The 20,086-nt window shown below is 39.4% G+C and carries 21 protein-coding genes; 3 read left to right on the forward strand and 18 right to left on the reverse strand.

What is annotated here, in order from left to right:
* Positions 1-8: 8 nt before the first annotated feature.
* The 5 genes from ilvA to MHI18_RS04190 all read right to left on the reverse strand — a co-directional run bounded on the left by ilvA (position 9) and on the right by MHI18_RS04190 (position 4,285).
* Positions 9-1,277 (reverse strand): threonine ammonia-lyase IlvA, encoded by a 1,269-nt coding sequence (gene ilvA / locus MHI18_RS04170; RefSeq protein ID WP_340846153.1) that lies wholly within the window; start codon positions 1,275-1,277, stop codon positions 9-11.
* Positions 1,278-1,432: 155 nt separating this feature from the next.
* Positions 1,433-2,146, reverse strand: a complete 714-nt coding sequence (locus tag MHI18_RS04175) for a lysophospholipid acyltransferase family protein (RefSeq protein WP_340846154.1) — start codon at positions 2,144-2,146, stop codon at positions 1,433-1,435.
* Between the two features lie 89 nt (positions 2,147-2,235).
* Positions 2,236-2,721, reverse strand: a complete 486-nt coding sequence (locus tag MHI18_RS04180; RefSeq protein ID WP_340846155.1) for a dihydrofolate reductase — start codon at positions 2,719-2,721, stop codon at positions 2,236-2,238.
* On the reverse strand, positions 2,718-3,512 hold the full coding sequence (locus tag MHI18_RS04185; protein WP_340846156.1) for a thymidylate synthase: 795 nt from the start codon (positions 3,510-3,512) through the stop codon (positions 2,718-2,720). Before MHI18_RS04185 ends, MHI18_RS04180 begins: the two co-directional genes overlap by 4 nt.
* Before the next feature lie 56 nt (positions 3,513-3,568).
* Positions 3,569-4,285 carry an anthrax toxin lethal factor-related metalloendopeptidase gene (locus tag MHI18_RS04190; RefSeq protein WP_340846157.1) on the reverse strand — a complete coding sequence of 239 codons (717 nt, stop codon included), beginning with the start codon at positions 4,283-4,285 and terminating at the stop codon, positions 3,569-3,571.
* 150 nt (positions 4,286-4,435) lie between these two features.
* On the opposite strand from MHI18_RS04190, the gene MHI18_RS04195 reads away from it, so the two are divergent.
* A complete protein-coding gene (locus MHI18_RS04195; protein WP_340846158.1) occupies positions 4,436-4,687 on the forward strand; it encodes a hypothetical protein in 252 nt (83 codons plus the stop codon).
* 24 nt (positions 4,688-4,711) lie between these two features.
* Here MHI18_RS04195 and MHI18_RS04200 read toward each other — a convergent pair whose 3' ends face one another.
* Positions 4,712-5,464, reverse strand: a complete 753-nt coding sequence (locus MHI18_RS04200; protein ID WP_340846159.1) for a TerC family protein — start codon at positions 5,462-5,464, stop codon at positions 4,712-4,714.
* Positions 5,465-5,589: 125 nt separating this feature from the next.
* Positions 5,590-6,207, reverse strand: a complete 618-nt coding sequence (locus MHI18_RS04205) for a YpjP family protein (protein WP_340846160.1) — start codon at positions 6,205-6,207, stop codon at positions 5,590-5,592.
* Positions 6,208-6,645: 438 nt separating this feature from the next.
* Here MHI18_RS04205 and ggt point away from each other — a divergent pair, with 438 nt between their 5' ends.
* A complete protein-coding gene (gene ggt, locus MHI18_RS04210; protein ID WP_340846161.1) occupies positions 6,646-8,346 on the forward strand; it encodes a gamma-glutamyltransferase in 1,701 nt (566 codons plus the stop codon).
* A 286-nt stretch (positions 8,347-8,632) separates the two neighbouring features.
* Here the strand turns inward: ggt and MHI18_RS04215 are convergent, their stop codons facing one another.
* The 9 genes from MHI18_RS04215 to MHI18_RS04255 all read right to left on the reverse strand — a co-directional run bounded on the left by MHI18_RS04215 (position 8,633) and on the right by MHI18_RS04255 (position 17,875).
* Complete coding sequence (locus MHI18_RS04215; RefSeq protein WP_340846162.1) at positions 8,633-9,412, reverse strand: class I SAM-dependent methyltransferase; 780 nt, start codon at positions 9,410-9,412, stop codon at positions 8,633-8,635.
* 66 nt (positions 9,413-9,478) lie between these two features.
* Positions 9,479-9,913 (reverse strand): BrxA/BrxB family bacilliredoxin, encoded by a 435-nt coding sequence (locus MHI18_RS04220; RefSeq protein ID WP_040375612.1) that lies wholly within the window; start codon positions 9,911-9,913, stop codon positions 9,479-9,481.
* 126 nt (positions 9,914-10,039) lie between these two features.
* Positions 10,040-11,758, reverse strand: a complete 1,719-nt coding sequence (gene ilvD, locus MHI18_RS04225) for a dihydroxy-acid dehydratase (RefSeq protein WP_340846163.1) — start codon at positions 11,756-11,758, stop codon at positions 10,040-10,042.
* Between the two features lie 170 nt (positions 11,759-11,928).
* The gene (locus MHI18_RS04230; protein ID WP_340846164.1) at positions 11,929-13,050 is read right to left on the reverse strand and encodes a conserved virulence factor C family protein; all 1,122 of its coding nucleotides are present in this window, start codon (positions 13,048-13,050) and stop codon (positions 11,929-11,931) included.
* A gap of 160 nt (positions 13,051-13,210) precedes the next feature.
* Entirely contained in the window at positions 13,211-15,088 is a 1,878-nt protein-coding gene (locus tag MHI18_RS04235; RefSeq protein ID WP_340846165.1) for an ABC-F family ATP-binding cassette domain-containing protein, read from the reverse strand.
* A complete protein-coding gene (locus MHI18_RS04240; protein WP_340846166.1) occupies positions 15,085-15,726 on the reverse strand; it encodes an HD domain-containing protein in 642 nt (213 codons plus the stop codon). The genes MHI18_RS04235 and MHI18_RS04240 overlap by 4 nt, the downstream gene beginning before the upstream one ends.
* Before the next feature lie 74 nt (positions 15,727-15,800).
* Complete coding sequence (locus MHI18_RS04245) at positions 15,801-16,643, reverse strand: DegV family protein (protein WP_340846167.1); 843 nt, start codon at positions 16,641-16,643, stop codon at positions 15,801-15,803.
* A gap of 106 nt (positions 16,644-16,749) precedes the next feature.
* Complete coding sequence (locus MHI18_RS04250; protein WP_340846168.1) at positions 16,750-17,229, reverse strand: glutathione peroxidase; 480 nt, start codon at positions 17,227-17,229, stop codon at positions 16,750-16,752.
* A gap of 94 nt (positions 17,230-17,323) precedes the next feature.
* Complete coding sequence (locus MHI18_RS04255) at positions 17,324-17,875, reverse strand: hypothetical protein (protein WP_340846169.1); 552 nt, start codon at positions 17,873-17,875, stop codon at positions 17,324-17,326.
* A gap of 195 nt (positions 17,876-18,070) precedes the next feature.
* Between MHI18_RS04255 and metA the strand changes: the two genes are divergently transcribed.
* Positions 18,071-18,979, forward strand: a complete 909-nt coding sequence (gene metA, locus MHI18_RS04260) for a homoserine O-acetyltransferase MetA (protein WP_340846170.1) — start codon at positions 18,071-18,073, stop codon at positions 18,977-18,979.
* Positions 18,980-19,046: 67 nt separating this feature from the next.
* On the opposite strand, the gene MHI18_RS04265 is transcribed toward metA, so the two are convergent.
* Positions 19,047-19,217, reverse strand: a complete 171-nt coding sequence (locus MHI18_RS04265) for a hypothetical protein (protein ID WP_169732064.1) — start codon at positions 19,215-19,217, stop codon at positions 19,047-19,049.
* A 267-nt stretch (positions 19,218-19,484) separates the two neighbouring features.
* On the reverse strand, positions 19,485-20,081 hold the full coding sequence (locus MHI18_RS04270; RefSeq protein WP_340846171.1) for a protein kinase: 597 nt from the start codon (positions 20,079-20,081) through the stop codon (positions 19,485-19,487).
* Between the last annotated feature and the right edge of the window lie 5 nt (positions 20,082-20,086).

A 20,086-nucleotide genomic window follows, 5' to 3' on the forward strand; every position in this document is an offset into this window, starting at 1 on the left:
ACCTTTAATTAAATGAGCAAGTTAAATAAACGAGTATCATTATTCACATCCACAAAAGGAAAACCCTTCTTTGTCATACGATTGATTAACTGATCATGGTCCTCTTTATGCTTCAATTCAATACCAACCAATGCAGGTCCATCTTCTTTATTATTCTTCTTAGTATATTCAAATCGAGCAATATCATCTTCTGGACCCAGTACTTCATCAAGAAATTCTCGCAATGCTCCAGCCCGTTGTGGAAAGTTCACGATAAAATAATGGAGTAACCCTTCATATAACATCGATTTTTCTTTAATTTCTTGCATTCTTTCAATATCGTTATTGCCGCCGCTGATAATACAAACGATATTTTTTCCTTTTATTTGTTCCTTATAAAAATCCAGGGCTGCCACTGAAAGAGCTCCCGCAGGTTCAGCAACAATAGCATGTTCATTATATAGTTCCAAAATAGTTGTACACACTTTTCCTTCCGGTACTGAAATGATTCCTGAAAGAAGTTCTTTACATATATCAAATGTCTTTGCACCCACATATTTCACGGCTGCACCATCAACGAACGTATCAATGTGTTCAAGACCTGTCGGCTTCCCTTGCTCAAACGAATAACTCATTGAGGCTGCCCCTTCAGGCTCTACGCCTATACATTTCGTACTTGGCGATTTTGCATTAAAATAGGAAGACACACCAGACATTAAACCACCGCCGCCAATTCCGCCTAAAACAAAATCAATCGGTTCTTCGCAATCATTTAAGATTTCAACAGCAATTGTTCCTTGTCCAGCAATCACCATCTCATCATCAAATGGGTGGATAAATGTCCGCTTTTCTTCTTCCGCACAACGTTCAGCTTCTGCAAAGGCATCATCAAACGTATCTCCTGCTAAGATGATTTCAACAAAGCCTTTACCAAACATCTTCACTTGCCCGACCTTTTGACGAGGGGTGGTTGCAGGCATGTATACCTTACCCGAAACCCCCATTTGTTGACAGGCAAATGCCACACCCTGCGCATGGTTTCCGGCACTGGCACATACGACGCCATTTTTTGTTTCCAGTGACGTTAAGGTTTTCATTTTATAGTAAGCCCCTCTTAGTTTAAAGGAGCGTACATGCTGTAAATCTTCTCTCTTTAAAAAAACATTGCATTGATATCTTGCTGATAGGCGCTCATTTTTTTGGAGTGGAGTATGAGAAACTATGTCTTTTAACTCGTGATGAGCAACCAAAATATCCTCAATCTGAACCCATTTTCTGATAGATGTTATTTGATTCATCCTATCTCCTCGCCTCTTCCTAATAGATAATTCATAAATTATATCATTTAATCTATGATTATCAACAGATTTTTCTAAAAATTCTATTTATTTTTCAGAAATAAGTAAGAGTGCATCATAGCCCTGTTCAACTCATGTGCACTCCTGGTTCTAAGTTAGATAGAAACTTGTCTTATTCGATTCTGTAGGTCCGCTGTGAGGTCCTTTAAATCTTGTTTCTCATACTCATGCGGCATAATTGGATCCAAAACCTGAACCTGAACGAGATCAGGTTTTATCCATCCTCCGTTTTCCTCCATGAGCTTTGATGTTCCACGAATGGAAACCGGGACAATCGGAACATTTGAATTCTTTGCTAATCGAAGACTGCCTGATTTAAAATCCCCCGGCTTACCGCCCTTACTTCTAGTTCCTTCTGGGAATACGAGTATAGAGTGTCCGTTTTTTAATAGCGCGGTACCTTCATGAATGGCTGCTATAGCCAATCGCCGGTTAGACCGATCCATAAACACACAAGGCATTATCCTCATCCATTTAGCCACGATTGGGATCTTTTTAACTTCCTTTTTTGAAATAAAACCAAAGGGTTTCGATAAACTCCCAAGTAAAATCGGAATATCAAAGTTGCCTTCATGATTCGCAACCAGTAATACAGCTCCCTTGGGCATTTTATCCGCTCCACTGACTGATACATCTGCTCCTGCAATTCCGTTCAGTTTCCCTGCCCATTGTTTTGGAATTTGATGAATGAGGACATTGTCTTCTTCTGACCTGTCTTGTTTTTGTGCCAGTCTCTTTAATTTCTGTAATGGAAGTAAACTATAAACTAAAAAGCCAAAAAAATAGACATAAAAATAGATTGTACGCATATTCAAGTTGTCCCCCAGTATGTAAAAAAAGCCGTTAGATACAAGGATTCAGATCCCGCTCTAACAGCCGAAATGTAAATATAAAAAATCTAGAGTCGTTCTAGTATGATAAAGTCATGCTGATAGATATTCTGATCGTCTACTATCCCTTTAACAGAGGAACTAACTCGCCACTGACTCGTATCAATTTGCGGGAAATACGTATCTCCCTCAAAGGTTTGATGTATTTGTGTGATATACAATTTGTCCGTTTCCGGAAGAATCTCCCTGAATATCTCGGCTCCGCCTATCACAAATACTTCTTTTTCACAATTGTCGGCGTATTCTTTAATATCAGCGACATTATGCAGCATTACAGCCCCTTTAACTTGATAGCTTGTGTTACGGGTAATAATGATATTTTCCCTTCCTGGGAGCAGACGGCCAATGGATTCATACGTTTTCCGTCCCATAACAATAGGGTGACCCATCGTTACTTTTTTAAAATATTGCAAATCTGCTGGAAGATGCCAAGGCAGCTGATTATTCTTGCCGATTACTCGATTTTCATCCATGGCAAGCATCAGGGAAATCATATACTGACCACTCCCTTGATATGTGGATGTGCATCATAATTTTCGAGTGTAAAATCTTCATATTTAAATGCAAAGATATCTTTCACTTCAGGATTCAGCTTCATGACTGGCAGCGGCAGCGGATCGCGAGTCAGCTGCAGGTTAACTTGATCTAAATGATTATTATAGATATGTACATCTCCAAATGAATGAACAAAGTCTCCAGGTTCTAGATCACATACCTGTGCAACCATCAGGGTTAATAAGGCGTATGAGGCAATATTAAACGGGACACCTAAAAAGACATCAGCGGACCGCTGGTATAGCTGGCAGCTTAGTTTTCCATCTGCAACATAAAATTGAAAGAATGCATGACAAGGCGGCAGCGCCATTTCTGGTAACTCACCAACATTCCAAGCATTCACAATCAACCGACGAGAATCCGGATTGTTCTTTATTTGATCAATGACCTCTGAAATCTGATCTATTTGTTTTCCATCTGCAGTTCCCCACGAACGCCATTGATGTCCATAGATAGGGCCTAAATCACCAGATTCATCTGCCCATTCATTCCAAATTCGTACATTATTTTCTTGAAGGTACAATACATTTGTATCTCCCCGTAAAAACCATAGCAGTTCATGAATAATTGCCTTTAAGCTTAATTTTTTTGTTGTTAGGAGCGGAAATCCCTCTTTAAGGTTAAATCGCATTTGGTATCCGAAGGTACTAATTGTTCCTGTCCCCGTACGATCACCTTTTTCAATCCCATTTTGTAGAACATGATTGCATAAATCTAAATATTGTTTCATAATATCCCACCCTTTTCACTAACATTCGTCTCTATTTTACCAGTTAGCAGATAAATCTACAATTTCCCGATAAAGATGTAAGTGAGCGGGGCTTTACGCTTAAGGAGTTCTTTTTCTTCTGGATTCAGATAATACATTGCAAAGGTTTCTGCAAAATATTCCTCTGGGTAGCTATGAAAATAGGACTGTCCGGGAAATAAGCTAGTAACCTCTTTTTTCCAAGCACTTAAAAAGGCTTCCTTATCATGAATTTCTCCGTACACCATTTTATCAATGGTATGAGCAAGTTCATGAAGTTCTAGGTTAACAGAACCATGCCCCTGACCCTTCCCACTTGCCCCAATTTTCACATAAACGATTCTAGACCCGCCCATTCCAGGTACGTCATCCCAAGTTGTTTCTTGATTAAGGTACCCGCGCGGAGTCGTTCCCTTTAAATAGCGAGCCCCCGAATTATCCGTTAAATCACCTGTAAATAACTGAATCTTAATTCGATCCTGATTTAATTTATTTATTAAATCTTCTGGAAGATAACTGACCCTCTCAACGATGGAAAGCGCTCCCGCTGTATTAAAATTTCCTTTTGGAAATAAAAAAAGCTTCTGAAGTCCAGTATTTCTCTGAAGTATCGGAGAAGTTTTCAAAGCATGTTTACCAGGAAGGTCGGACCAGCTGACGCCATTTCCCGACGCAGAGGTAAAGGAATAGATTGAAAATATTGAAAATAAAATAATGAAAACTGTTAACAAAAAAACAATCAATCTCCTTTTCATACCGGACTCTCCTTAGTATTCTTTAATTCTATAAGTATACCATGGCTGCGGAAGTCCTTAATTCGTGAATTTTTGGAAATTCTCATCTTCGTGTAACACTCCTCGCCTAGTTGACATATGAATGAGTATAACAACGGATGTGGTGATACTATGAGACTATATAACAAACAAAAAATGCTTCAAGACCACCCTGATTTAGCTCAAGAAGTAGTGGATGTCTTTTCATTAAAAATTTTCGTGTTTCTGGATTTGTTTATTTTTTCTATTATTTTAGGATTACTGCTTTATCCATTAGTTGATTCTGTTCGCATTTCTTACATCATTCCTATTACCTTTTTTTTATCATTTACAGCATTATATTTTTACTTTTGCAAACAGCTGCCCGACGACAAAAAGAGCTGATCCACTCGGATCAGCTCTTTCATGTTAGATTGCCTTTTTTCTTTCATTTTTAAAGTGAATGAAGAAAGTAATCCCGAATGTAATAATGAGGAGAATAAAGAAAGCGACATGAGAAATATCAATTCCTACGACAGAAAGCAGCATTTTCGCAGCTATAATGGCAATTAATACATAAGCAGCTGTCTCAAGTTCTGGTATTTTCTCAATTAATTTAAGAAATACACCTGCAATTCCTCTCATCATTAGAACACCAATCATACCGCCTAATAGGAGTACCCAGACTTGTTCACTTACTCCAAAAGCAGCTAAAACACTGTCAACAGAGAAAGCAATATCCATCATTTCAACCATGATCACGGTACCCCAAAGCGCGCCAAATGTACGGATTAAGAACCCTTCCTTACTCATACCTTTGGTTTCATCATCTTCACCGCTGCCATTACGTTTATCGATAAAGTACTTAATGGCCAGCCATGCAAGATACGCTGCTCCCAGTACTTTAACAAACCATAGCTTAATAAGATAAACGCCAATTCCAATCGCAATAAATCTGAATACATATGCGCCCAGTAATCCGTAAAACAACGCTTTTTTACGCTGCTTTTCTGGTAAATGTTTTACCATAACGGCCAGTACAAGTGCATTATCCGCTGAAAGCAGACCTTCTAACACAACCAGTGTTCCTATTAGTCCCCAACTTACAGGGTCAGTTAATACTTGTACCCACATACTCCAGTCAAAAAATTGAGCGTATGTGTCTATAATACTTGATATCATGCCTGCCTTACTCCCTTGTAATAGATTGTCCAGGTTTTATCGAATGTGCGAATTAACCTAGAAGGAATCACAATTATCATACTCCTGCTTAGTTAAAAATTCAAATCGGATTTTTTATTAATCTATTAAGAAAGGATTTTTTCTCTGTTTTCCCATTTCGGAGGCGTATTTTTATCCCAATATATTTTCCCAAGCTCATGGTGCTCCACAAAATTATCATGGTACGTATGGTAATGAAAATCAAACCAATATCCCTCTTGCGGAGGATTCTCCTGCCGTACATGGAAACGAATCGTATCTTCACCGTTTGTTTGGTTATAAATGTGGAAAATCTTTTCCCCTCTTCCGGAAGCCGGCTCTTCAGTTATGGATAAGGCTGTAAGTTTTTCTTCAGGGTATTGCTCAGCCATTTCTTGAATAGCATTCTCTATTTTCGGAAGAATAGCAGACTTAAATTCCAGTTCAATCTTCGGTTTAATCTTTTCTCCAAATTTCATATATGCATTTTCTTCTGCTTTTATCATCATCGATTCAATAAATTGATCATATGGAAGCTCCGTTTGATAATTCTCTATGCTAGCTTCATATTGAAATGTTTGAGATTCCTCTATAGCATCCTTTTTTTGAGCTTTAGCACTGTCATCCTCACCGAACCACGTCAGATCGGCCGGTGAAACCATTCCGAAAGTTAAAACAGAAATGAGAACTACAAGGCTTTTTTTCAACCATTTAGTATTTTTCATAACAAGACTCCTTATGTAGAGGAATATTGAATTACCATATCTACTAATTTTTTAACAATTCTTACAATCTAGTATACTTCGATTTTCGTTAAAAAACGAATATTTTTTACAGAGGTTTTAAATATCTTGTAAAAGGATATAAATAAGAGAGAAAGAAACTGTAATCAGCTTGCGCTCCAGCTGTCTTCGGACAACAGAAATACATACTGCACAACTTCTGCAGTTTTTACTGGCGAACAAGGAGGGGTAGCTATGGACGGGTCTATCATCATCGCAATTTTATGTATTGTTATGTTAATGTATTTTGTTTACTTAACCATTACAGACTAAATTTCAATGTGTGATTCGTACAAAAACCCCTGTCCTCTCGACAGGGGTTAGTTAATTCTATCCTTTCTCGCAACTTACTAACCCAATCGCATCCAGGAGGTTTATATAATGGAATCTAATGAAAAAAAGTATATGGGCAGGTCTACTAATTGCTCTTACGAAAGAGAGACTGATACCGGGAATGCTGGAATGGTTGTTTCCGCTCATCCTGTCGCATCAAAAATCGGAGAAAAAATTCTCCTTCAAGGCGGGAATGCTGTTGATGCTGCTGTCGCTATTCAGTTTGCCCTTAATATCGTTGAACCCATGATGACTGGTATTGGAGGCAGCGGATTTATGATGGTTTACCATCAAGAAAAAGATACCGTAAAGATCTATGACGGTCATGTACGTGCTCCACAGGCTGCTACACCAGATTTATTTTTAGATGAACAGGGTGAAGTCATCCCCTTTCGTGAGCGTTCAACCAAAGCAAACGCAATCGGAATTCCAGGTATTCTGAAAGCGATGGACGCTGCACTAAAAGATCACGGTACGATGTCACTTAAAGATATAATTGAACCATCGATAAAGGTTGCTGAAGAAGGAGTACCCGTTAATTGGGTGTTCTGTGATGCTGTTGAAAACTTTACCTACCGGCTAGGTGACGATGCAAAACAGTTATTCATGCCAGAAGGACGGAAAATGAAAGAAGGCGACGTGCTAAAAAAAGAAAAACTAGCAGATACCTACCGCATACTTCAACGTGATGGGATTGATGCCTTCTATAGTGGGGAAATCGGAAAAGCCATTATTTCAACCATTAAAAAGCATGGCGGAATTATGGAATTATCCGATTTAGAAAATTATCAAATTACGATTGACGATCCCCTTTGGGCTGACTATAAGGGCTACCAAATAGCCTCAACAAATGCACCAAGTGCAGGTGGTTTTTCTGTACTGCAAATCTTGAAAATTCTTGAAGAGTTCAAGATTGAACAATACGAACCTAGATCATGGGAACGTTACTACCTAATTGCCGAAGCAATGCGACTCGCATTCTCCGATAAAAAAGCATTTTTAGCTGACCCTGAATTTGCAGAATTGCCCTTACAAGGTCTGTTTAACAAAGAGTATATTGAAAAACGCCGCAGCTTCATTAACTTTAAAAACCGAAATAACAAAATTGACTTTGGAAACCCTTGGAAATACGACACTGTCACTCAGCGAGAAGTCGTTCCTCAGCCTGACGATAAGGAACAAAGCGAAACCACTCACTTTACGGTAATGGATCGTTGGGGGAATATCGTTGCTTGTACCTCCACTGTTGAACATCCATTTGGTTCCGGAATCATGGTTTCTGATTACGGCTTTATTCTCAATAATGAACTGACTGATTTTGATTCTGTTCCCGGCGGAATGAACCAGGTAGAACCAGGAAAACGACCGGTAAGCGGAAAAAGTCCTACCATAATATTTAAGGATAAAAAACCGGTTCTTACATTAGGTTCACCCGGCGGATCGACCATCATTAGTTCAGTTTCACAGACGATCCTCAATGTACTTGATTTTAATATGGATTTAAAATCAGCAATAGAAGAACCGCGGATCTTTACACCAATGGGCCCGCATATTGAATGGGAAGCAGGAATGGATATGGACAGCAAAGGACATCTTGAAGGAATGGGCTTTGCCTTTAATGAAAAACCTCACTCCATTGGGAATGTTCAAGCAATCCAAATCGATCCTGAAACTGGCCTCATGCACGGTGCAGCCGATTCAAGTCGTGAAGGAACTGCCATTGGTTTAAATAAAGAAGATTATAAATAAGCCCAAACGGCTGTCGAGAAACTCGACAGCCGTTTTCTTTGTATAGCTTGGCGCATATCACTCAAGCTGAAACGATGGCTTTGGCTTTGCACAGAAAAACGCTTGGTTTGCACACGTTTTGGCTTATTTTGCACAGAAATGAGCTGCATCTGCACAGAAACGACTCTGTTTTGCACACTTATCCTACTATTCTGCACAGTTAAGTTTACTAGAGCTGAATATTCAACTTTAACTTGAGCACTTTATCAATCAAAAAGAGGCTGGCTGCATACGCAGCCGGCCTCTCTTAATTGTTCGTTTCTATAAACCCATAATGAAATGTTGATGTTTTTCTTTTCATGACGCTAAAGCCAAATTGATTAAAACGTGTGCTTCTATAATGATCTTTTAACACGACTCTGTTTACGGCCACTCGTTTCGCTTCATTTAACGCAGCTTCAGTTAGATCCTCTCTCGATGCAAAGTGAGTTAATCCTCGGATTCCGTTGGATTCAAGTACACTTTCTTCAAACATTGGATCAAAATATACAACATCAAAACTTTTATCCGGTATAGTTTTTAAGATATCGAGGTGATGACCTGTTTTAATTTCAATTCTTTTCATGGCTTCTTGAATTTCATTTTGAACGTCCTGCCAATGGTTCAAGCCGTTTCTGACAATGCAGGCGATGGCTGGATCCGCTTCAACAGCAACAACTGACCCATTTTCTCCAGCTGCAAAGCTCGCGATAATTGCGTCCGAACCAAGGCCAAGCGTACAATCCAGCACCCTGCTCCCTTTATGTATCCCGGCTGCTGCCAAATAAGGATCTGCTTCTCCTTGCAATAGACGTTTTAAGCGAAGCATTGCGAGGTTAGGATGGAAAAAGAAAGGCTCTGCCGTTCCTAATTTATGAAGTTCCAGCCTGTTTTTCCCTACAACTAAACACTCATCACCATGTTGATGCTGTAAGTCCTTTATCGAACGCTTTTCCCGTTTTATGTACAGGACACTTAACTCATCTGCCAAACTCTTCGCATGGTCAACCATTTCAGGATTTGTTCGCCCAGCGGTCGTTACAAACATATTGCCACTCCTTGCTTCTCTGGCATAGCAAAGGAGAATGGACTCCCCATTCTCCTTTGCAGAATCTTATTTAACTTGATTAAACGCCGTTAGTAAATTCCCCATAATCTCTTCCATTGGTTGTCCTTCAATATCATAACGAGGAATAAAGTGAACTACTTCTTTCCCTTTCAATAATGCCATTGACGGAGAAGATGGCTCGATATCACCAAAGACCTCACGCATTTTAGCTGTTGCTTCTTTATCCTGACCAGCAAAAACTGTCACCAAATGATCTGGTTTTTTCTCTGATTGCAGAACAGCCTGTGTGGCCGCTGGACGTGCAAGACCGGCAGCACAGCCGCACACGGAATTCACTACAACAAGCGTTGTTCCTTCTACACCTTCAATAAAGTCTTCTACAGCTTCAGGTGTTGTCAGTTCCTTAAACCCTGCATTCGTTAACTCGGCACGCATGGGCTTTACGACTTCTTTCATATATTCATCATATGCACTTGACATAATTATTTCTTCCTCCTCAATTCCTACTATATCTTTAGCATACCGTACAACAAGCATGGAATACAAGAAAAGTGCAAGCTCATCTAGGTGTTAAAAAAAGGCGCCCTTTGATTGGACGCCTTGCCTTTACTTAACCTTTTGTGGTTCTGGTGCTGTTTCATCTTCAAAAGCATCTGTTACTGCACCTTTTGAAGCAGAAGAGACTAGACGGGCAAATTTAGCAAGCTGCCCTCTAGCAACTAGCTTAGGAGCTTTCCAATCTAATTTCCGCGCTTGTAATTCTTGTTCAGAAAGATTAACTTCAAGCAATTGTTTATCAGAATCTATTGTAATAATATCACCTGTTTGAATGAGCCCAATTGGACCTCCAACTTGTGCTTCTGGTGCAATATGACCGATAACCAAACCATGTGTGCCGCCTGAGAAACGCCCATCCGTCAACAAGGCAACCGATTCTCCTAACCCTTTTCCAACTAAAATCCCGGAGATTGAGAGCATCTCTGGCATTCCTGGGCCGCCCTTAGGTCCTTCGTAGCGAATGACAACCACATCACCGGCAACGACATCATCATTTAAAATGGCTTCAGTAGCACTTGGCTCGTCATCAAATACTTTAGCTGTCCCCGTTAAGCTTCTCACCTTAAGACCGGAAACTTTAGCAACCGCACCCTCTGGGGCCAGATTCCCTTTCAAGATAACAAGCGGACCATCTGGGTACAGCGGCTGTTCTACAGGTGTAATGATTTTTTGGCCTTCCTCAAAATCAGGGAATTCTTCTAAGTTCTCAGCAATGGTTTTCCCGGTTACGGTTAAACAGTCACCATGAAGTAATCCTGCTTTCAATAAATGCTTCATCACAGCGGGAATTCCACCGATTTTATGAAGGTCTTCCATAACATATTGTCCGCTTGGACGTAAGTCAGCGATATGCGGTACCTTTTTCTGAAGACGGTTAAAGTCTTCCAGTGATAAATCGACTTCAGCAGAATGGGCAATCGCCATCAGATGAAGAATAGCATTCGTTGATCCGCCAAGTGCCATAACAATCGTGATGCCATTTTCAAAGGCTTTTTTCGTTAAGATATCCCGCGGGTAGATGTCTTGCTCAAGCATTCTATACACTGCCTCGCCGGCACGGTAACAATCGTCTTGTTTTTGATCTGTTTCAGCTGGATTAGACGAACTTCCCGGCAAACTCATTCCCATCGCTTCAATTGCACTAGCCATGGTGTTAGCTGTGTACATTCCTCCACATGATCCTGCACCAGGGCAAGCGTTACATTCTACCTTTTTCAATCCTGCTTCATCCAGCTTACCTGCATTGTATTCGCCCACGCCTTCAAAGGCTGAAACGATATCAATATTCTTACCGTTGATAGTACCTGGGCGAATGGTTCCCCCATATACGAAGATGGATGGCAGATTAATACGGGCAATCGCCATCATACAGCCTGGCATATTCTTATCACAGCCGCCAATGGCGACAAATCCATCCAGGCTTTCACCACCAACTACTGTTTCAATTGAATCGGCAATCAAATCACGGCTTGGAAGAGAATATCTCATTCCCTCTGTTCCCATTGATATACCATCGGAAACGGTGATTGTATTAAAGATCATAGGCGCTCCGCCAGCGTCACGCGCCCCTTTTTTGGCTCTTCTAGCTAATTCATCAATATGTATATTACACGGCGTCACTTCACTCCATGTGCTCGCAATGCCAATCATCGGTTTTTTAAAATCCTCATCCGTAAATCCGACTGCTCGAAGCATAGCCCGGTTAGGTACACGGGTTGGTCCTCCCTCACTGATGACTTTACTGCGGATTCTTAGGTCTTTTTTCATTGTGTCTCTCCCCCTTGTTTTCTTATCAATATAGAAAACTTTTCGAAGAATTTCAAGAAAATTCGTATATTTTAGCAAATTATTTTTCTGAATAAATAGAAAACACCGATAATTAAAGCAGATAAAAAAGGACTCCCCTCCCATTTATGGAAAGAAAGAAAGTCCTTCTATTACTGTCGTGAATCCGTCATTTGCTTCCATACAGATCCTTTTGCTTCTTCTCCGTTTTCAATCCGATTAATCGCCATCTTTACTTGCATCGCTACTTCGAATTCAGGATCATTTTCTGCTTCTCTTAACGCTTCAATGACCGATTCATCACCAGATTCATACAAGAACATGGCAGCTCTCCAGCGAACTAGCTTATTTTTATCTTTAAGTGCTTTAGCCATCTCAGTCATAGCCTCAGGGAAACCTAGATCTGATAAGCAGTCTCCAGCCGTTCTGCGTACACCAGAATTTTTATCTGTCAGGCCTTTATAAAGATATGGTAATACGATTGGATCTTCAATCATTCCCAAATAAACTACGGTTTGTCGGCGGATCGATACCTTTGTATCTGCTAAAGCCTGGTTAAGTAATGGCAAATCTTCAACCGTTGGATCTTCCATTTGAACAAGAGCTTGGTAGCGTTTTTCCCAACTTTCATCTTCAAGCATTTCTGCTGTAAGCTTTACCTTTTCCCTCTTTATAGGCGCTGATGTTTTATCTGTACTCTTCTGTCCAATCTCAACCAGTTGATTCAAACGCTCTTGTGGATAAGCAGCGACCAATTCTTCCATCACTTCTGTACCAATCGCATCTAGTTCACCATAGCGGACCCCGTAATCTTTCCACTTTCGGAGCATGACGACATTGTCCTCTAGATTCTGAGCCATCTTTACTGCCACAACAAAGTGTTCAGGCATAGCAAACCTTTTTTCACTGCTGCCATCATTCAGTTTTATTTGCATGGGAATCCCTTTAAATTGCTGAATTAAAACCGATACTTCACCAAAATGATCAAGAATTTTTTGGGCCGATTCATCCGTTATTTCTTCACCAAAGATTTTCCGTATTTGAATTAAGATATCCTGCCAATCATATTTCGCATTGCGTTCTACTGCAAGGAAGTCGGCAACGTGGTAGACGCCCGTAACTCCATCAATTTTTAATATATCCTGAATTAATGGCGGCGCTTGGTCAGCAAAGTTCTTTTTAAAATTATTGCTTCTGCCCGCCGGCAGTTCTTCGGATAAGTTGACTTTCATCGTATTTGGACTTGGTGTTGGTTCAATCGATAATATATTCACATTAATCTCTCCTTTATTGCTTCGAAACATCTATATGTCTCGATTTTAACATACTCCTTTCGTGAACACATATAATCCGCATGAGTTGAAAATATTGTCATTCACCTTGTCTTCAAAAAAAATACGACCTTCCAGAACAAGTCTAGAAAGCCGTTTTCACTTATTGATCCTCTTGCTTCTCAGCTAGGTATTCCCATCTTTCCATCGTTTGCTCTAATTTTTCGGTTAGCTGGGCCTCTTCTTCAAGCAATAGTCGGATTTTCTCAAAGTCACTGCCGGCGACCGCCATTTCAGACGTGATTGCAGCCAGTCGTTCTTCAATTTTCTCCATATCTTCTTCAATGGTTCCCCATTCAATCTTTTCTGCATATGTTAATTTTTTCTTTTTCTCCGTACGTTCTTGAACAACGGGACGCTTCACTGGTGCAGGTGCTTGTTCTGCTTTTTCATCTTCAAGAAAGTCCGTATAACCGCCATAGTAGAAATCTATGGTACCTGCTGCTCTAAATACAAAGAGATGATCACAGGTTTTATCGAGGAAATAGCGATCATGCGATACTGTCACAACGACGCCCGGGAAAGTTTGGAGGTAATCCTCAAGTACGGTCAATGTTTGAGTATCTAAATCATTCGTCGGCTCATCTAAAAGCAGAACATTTGGAGATGACATTAAAATTTTCAATAAAAACAGTCTGCGTTTTTCGCCGCCGGAAAGCTTGCGGATTAGTGTACCATGCGTATTAAGCGGGAACAAAAACTTTTCAAGCATTTGTGCGGCCGTTATAATGCTGCCATCTTTCAACGTGATAGCATCAGCTGTTTTTCGAATGTATTCAATCATTCTCAAACCTGGATCAATCTCTTCGTTCACCTGTGTATAATACCCGATTTTAACCGTTTGACCAATTTCGATTTCACCTGAATCTATTGGAATCGTGCCAGCTAAAATATTTAATAATGTTGATTTTCCCGTACCATTTCTTCCGACAATCCCAATTCGATCGCCTGGTTTAAACAGGAATGAAAAAGACTGAATAAGAGGATCGTTGGTAAATGATTTAGAGATCTCCTTTAATTCAATCACTTTTTTACCTAGCCGTGTTCCGCTGAGCCCAATTTCTAAACTTTCTTGTTTCGTCTTATTTTTCACATTTTCTTCAAGTGTCTCAAACCGTTGAATCCGAGCTTTTTGTTTGGTCGAACGTGCTTTCGCGCCTCTGCGAATCCAAGCAAGTTCTGTTTTAAATAAGTTTTCTTTTTTCGCTCTATCCTGCGATTCGTTTTCTTCGCGGATCGCTTTGGCTTCAAGAAAATCAGCATAATTCCCTTTGTATTCATAAAGACTTCCTTGTTCGATTTCCCAAATCTTCTTAGCTACATTATCTAAGAAGTACCGATCATGTGTAACAAATAAAACTGAACCAGGATACTTTGCCAGATATTCTTCCAGCCATTTAATACTTTCAAAATCAAGATGGTTGGTCGGTTCATCTAGAATAAGCAAATCAGGCGTTTCTATCAGTGTTTTAGCAAGCGCTGCCCGCTTTTTTTGACCGCCTGATAGTTCCGATAACGATCTTGAAAAGTCAGGCAGCCCAAGTTTAGTCAAAAAAGTCCGGGCATCTGCACTGGTTTCCCAAGCGCCCATTTCATCCATCTTTTGCTGTAGATGTAATAGACGATCCTGTACGGCTGAATCTTGAGGATTTTCTTGTAGAACTAATAAGGTTTTTTCGTAGTTCTTAATTAGGGTAAATACTGGCGAGTCACTAGCGTATAGGTACTCCATAATCGTTAAATCTTCATTAAAAACCGGATCCTGATCTAGGTAGGAGATAGAATAATCGTTTGGATGATCTTTCATTCCCTCATCGTAGTCTTCAGTTCCTGCAATGATATTTAATAATGTTGATTTTCCCGTTCCATTAACACCCAAGACACCGATCTTGTCACCTTCTGAAATGGAAAAGGCAATATTATTAAAAATCGTTTTATCACCTTGTGTTTTTTTAATTTTCTCCATGCTGAATACTTTCATAGTAATACATCCCATTCCTTATTAAATTGCTGTAAAAACTCTTCCATATATTGTTGACGTTCCTTGGCTATCGCTACTGCTGTATCGGTATGAAGCATGTCAGACAACTTCAATAGCTTTTCATGGAAATGATGAATGGACGTACTTGTTCCATTTCGATATTCCTCTTTGTTCATTGAATCTCTTACAGAAATCGCTGGATCATAAAGCAGTTGCCCTTTTTTACCCCCATAGGCAAAAGTTCGGGCAATCCCTATGGCCCCAAGTGCATCAATTCGATCAGCATCTTGAACAATTTTAGCCTCTATCGATGGAAGATCCGTCTGCCCTTTGCTATATGAAATACTATCAATTATCTGTTTAATCTCTTTCACTTGGCAGTCGGCAAGATTATTCCTTCTAAACCAACTATCTAAAAGAGCCAGTCCCGTTTCTTCATTGTCATGCAGCTTGTCATCCGGAATATCATGCAAGAGTGCAGCTAATTCAATGATGAAGCTATCACCTAGTTGTTCTTTTTTCGCTATATGTACAGCTATCTTTCTCACTCGATCTGAATGATACCAATCATGACCAGTACTATCTTGACCAAGGTTTTCTTTAACAAACTGTTCGGCATCTCTAATTGATTGATTCATAAGTCTGCTCCTTTTTGATACCTTACCTATTCTACCATGGAAGGCACTTTTTAGCCCAGAACAGAACGATGTCCTTACTTTTCATTGAACCAGCTGATTCCAAGCGTTTCAGCTCCAGTATGAACAGAAATAGCACTGCCTAATGGATAAATATGGACCTTCATATTCGGTGTGATTGAAAGAATTTTCTCACGCCACCGGCCAGCCTGTTCAGGAGTTGATCCGTATAAAATACAGCATTCCCGAATACTTTCACTTGCTGCTCGATACCATTCAAATATAAGGTTCTCCGCTTTTAACTCACTTCTCGCTTTTTCTTTTGTTTCCAAGCTGCCCTTTTGGATAGAAATAATCGGCTTCAACTTTAATAAGCTTCCAAGAATATACTTAGCACTAGACAATCGTCCGCTCCGGTGCAGCTGTTCAAGCGAACCAATTAACACATACGTTTCATGATTGCTTCGATAGGTACGTGCTAGGTGTAAGGCATCTTCAATTGTTGAGCCGTTTTCTATTTCATTGATTAACTTTTTTAAGATCAGTGTCATTGGATAAGAGATTAGTTCTGAATCAAAGACATGTACCGGAATCGAAACAAGTTTTGCCGCTTGAAGGCTCGAATTAACCGTTCCGCTCAAGCGGCCAGAAACATGAACCGAAATAATTCGATCAAAATTTTGTTCAAGCTTTTTATATAACTCAGTAAAGGTTCCAATCGACGGCTGAGAAGTTGTAAGGATAGAAGAAGTATTTTTCATGATTTGAGCTAAATCGTTAGGAAGAATATTAATTCCGTCCTCATACTCTTGTCCATCAATAATAACAACCATTGGAACGATAAATAGATCATTCCTTTTTTTTAGTTGTTCATCTAAACAACCTGTACTGTCCGTTACCCATGCAATCCGTTCACTCATGTTTGTCCCCCCTCGCTCCTATTCACCTAATATGTTCGCTCACGGATTTCTATTTCCTCTAAAAAAAGTAAAAATCCCGATGCACAATGGGCACCGGGATTAAAACTTATTTAAGAAGGTTACTAATCTCATCTTCGAATTCAAATGGTTTTGTTTTTGGTGCGTAGCGATTTACAATATTCCCCTCGCGGTCAACTAGAAATTTGGTAAAGTTCCATTTGATTTTTTTCGAACCAAGCATACCAGGAGCATGTTCGGTTAAATACGTGAACAAAGGGTGTGCATGCTCTCCCTTTACATCTACTTTAGCAAACATAGGGAACGTTACACCGTGATTAAGTTTACAAAAAGCATCAATTTCTAGTTCATCTCCAGGCTCCTGCCCCATAAATTGATTGCAGGGAAAACCTAAAACGGTAAATCCTTGATCTTCATAACGTGAAAATAGTGTTTGCAGTTCTTCGTATTGAGGAGCAAATCCACACTTACTCGCTGTATTAACAATGAGCAGGACATTACCCTTATATGCCTCAAGAGAAATCGTTTCTCCGGTAATTTTTTTCGCTTCGAAATCGTAAATAGACATCAAGCAACACTCCTTCTATGTTTGCTTTAATTTTACTTCATTCCCATTATTAAAACCATTATCAGTGTTCCGAAACAACCCTATCCAGCACACTTTACATAGGGGTTGACGTCTTCAAAAAACCATCCGTTTTCTTTAACGATTCAATTAAGGTATCCAGCATATCCGTGAGATCGTCCATTTGTTCTTCTTTAATTAAACGTCCAAATGAAATTTTACATTCGGTTGTATAGGTTAGTTGACTATTCTTATTATCTCGGTATGTATGATTGATTAACTCTATATGGCGATCGCTTCCCCAAATCCCTTCAATGATCGTAAGAAGCTGCCCGCCTTGAATACCTTCCAGCTGCCGTGCCATTTTTAGAGCCACTGTAATCGTAGAACCTTCGTTAAATGGCGACTGATTTGGAAGCAGTTCTGCACTTAGATTTTCTAAGTTAGCACCTAGACTGACCACTCCTACTACAGGGGTATCCGAAAGAGGGGATTTTAATTCCATTTCCATTATAAATTGCCTGGATAGATGAGCAAGATTAACGAGATCTTGTCGATTTGTGACAACTATATCCCCATAAAAATCATGATCGTAAACAGCTCCTTCTACCACTACTTTCATATTTTCAAATGCTGTTGGATCAAACAACGCACGAACACCTCACATTCTAAGATTTAACTTACATCCATTGGCCCCTATTTAAATTGCGCCTATTTTATCATTTTGCTGAAAATGAGAAAGGTTGGACGCTAACTTTCCCAAAAAAGGTTACAATCGTATGAATTTTCTATATAATACAACTATTGATTTTTCTTTAATTCTAATGAAAAAGGAGGCTTCCCATTGCCTATTAATATACCACCTGAACTGCCTGCTAAGGAAATACTTGAGAGAGAAAATATTTTTGTGATGACGGAAACTCGTGCCACCCAACAAGATATTCGGCCGCTGAATATCATTATTCTCAATCTTATGCCGGAAAAAGAAAAAACGGAAGCTCATCTCCTCCGTTATCTAGGCAACACACCCATTCAAATTAATATTTCCTTTTTAAAACTAACAACTCATGAAGCAAAAAACACCAGTAAACTTCACCTCGACCAATTTTACGAACCTTTTTCAGAAATTAGAAATAAAAAATTTGATGGAATGATTATTACGGGGGCACCTGTTGAAAAGTTGGCATTTGAAGAAGTGGATTACTGGGAAGAAATGATGGAGATTATGAATTGGAGCACAACAAACGTTACCTCTACTCTGCATATTTGCTGGGGAGCACAGGCGGCCCTGCATCATCATTACCAAATTAATAAATATGAACTGCCCAATAAATGTTTTGGAGTATTTTCTCATGAGGTATTGCATCCAAACGAGTTCCTTGTCAGAGGATTTGATGACCACTTTTTGGCTCCGCATTCTCGATACACGGACATCGACTTTAACGCTTTAAAACAACACCCTGAATTAACCGTTCTCGCAGAATCAGAAAGAGCAGGAATTTTGTTGATTGCTTCGAAGGATGGGAAAAGAATTATGAGCACCGGCCATTTTGAATATGACTCTGATACGCTCGGGGCAGAATATGTAAGAGATCACGAACGGGGAGTTCCCACGCAGCTTCCGGAAAATTATTATCCCAAAGATGATTCATCGAAGATCCCATTACATCGCTGGAAAAGCCACTGCAGTCTGCTGTTCTCCAACTGGCTGAATTATTACGTCTATCAACAGACTCCATATGAATGGAAATAGCAAGTAACCGAATAAAATGAAAAATGGCTGTCCGAGCGAATTACGCAAAGACAGCCTTTTTATTTGGTTATGCTTTTTTTAGCTCATCCTCAAAGTAAAAAGTGGAGGGATGTTCATTCACAACATATGAAACCTTCTTCATATTTACAACATAATGCCACTTTTTGATCGTAACTTCTTCACCTGTGCTAGTAATGTTAACCCGTTCTCCAGCCTCGAATTTGTTTTTATTACTCACGATACCACTCCCTCTCAATACTATTATACCACAAAATCTTCTCTTTTCTGCTTACCTTCAAATGGAAAGATACACTTAATTACTTAGTTCCAGTTAATTGGAAGTACCTTCCTGAAATCATGCCATAATTAACCCAGTTTACCGCATAATATACCCATTTCTGTTCCATACGTCCACGGTTCGACTTTTTTCTCAGATTTACTACTGTACTTCATGCCCAGAAATATCAAAAACGTTTGGAAAGATCCAAACGTTTCATTAATCAAACTATTCTTTGCCACACGAATAACACCGGAGATCATGATCATGATCTCCGTACATTCGCAGTTCTTTCTTAAGTCCACACATTCCACAAACCTCAACGTCAATTTGTGGAATAATACCTGCTTCTGCTAACGGAACCCAAGAGTTTGTATATAAATTTTTACTCATACCGTAATCAATAAAGGTAAGTTTGCCTTGTTCATTCATCCCGTAATTTGAACTGTCCTTTAAATCAAAACAATCAAAATCCTGGTCTAATAACTCTAACACTTCTTCATACAAATCCGGAATGAGTTGTGCATCAATGTTCCCATCAATTTCAAATGATTGATGATTCTTTAATTCCAACGGTTGATAATATTTTTGAATCGAAATAGTTTCGTCTACATAATAAACTTTAGCAAACAATTCATGCAGCCCTTTTTTCGCCATTACATTGTAAATATGTAATTCATTTTGGGATTGCTTATAACCAAGTTTATGTAAATGTAATTTAATCACATATTCGTCGACTCTATATACTTTTCTCGTCGAACCAATTCCGATAAAATTTTCTTCACTGCAATACTTATTCCAATTTTCACTTAATTCTTTCAGCATATTCT

Source organism: Peribacillus sp. FSL H8-0477 (genome assembly GCF_038002765.1).
Classification (GTDB): Bacteria; Bacillota; Bacilli; order Bacillales; family DSM-1321; genus Peribacillus.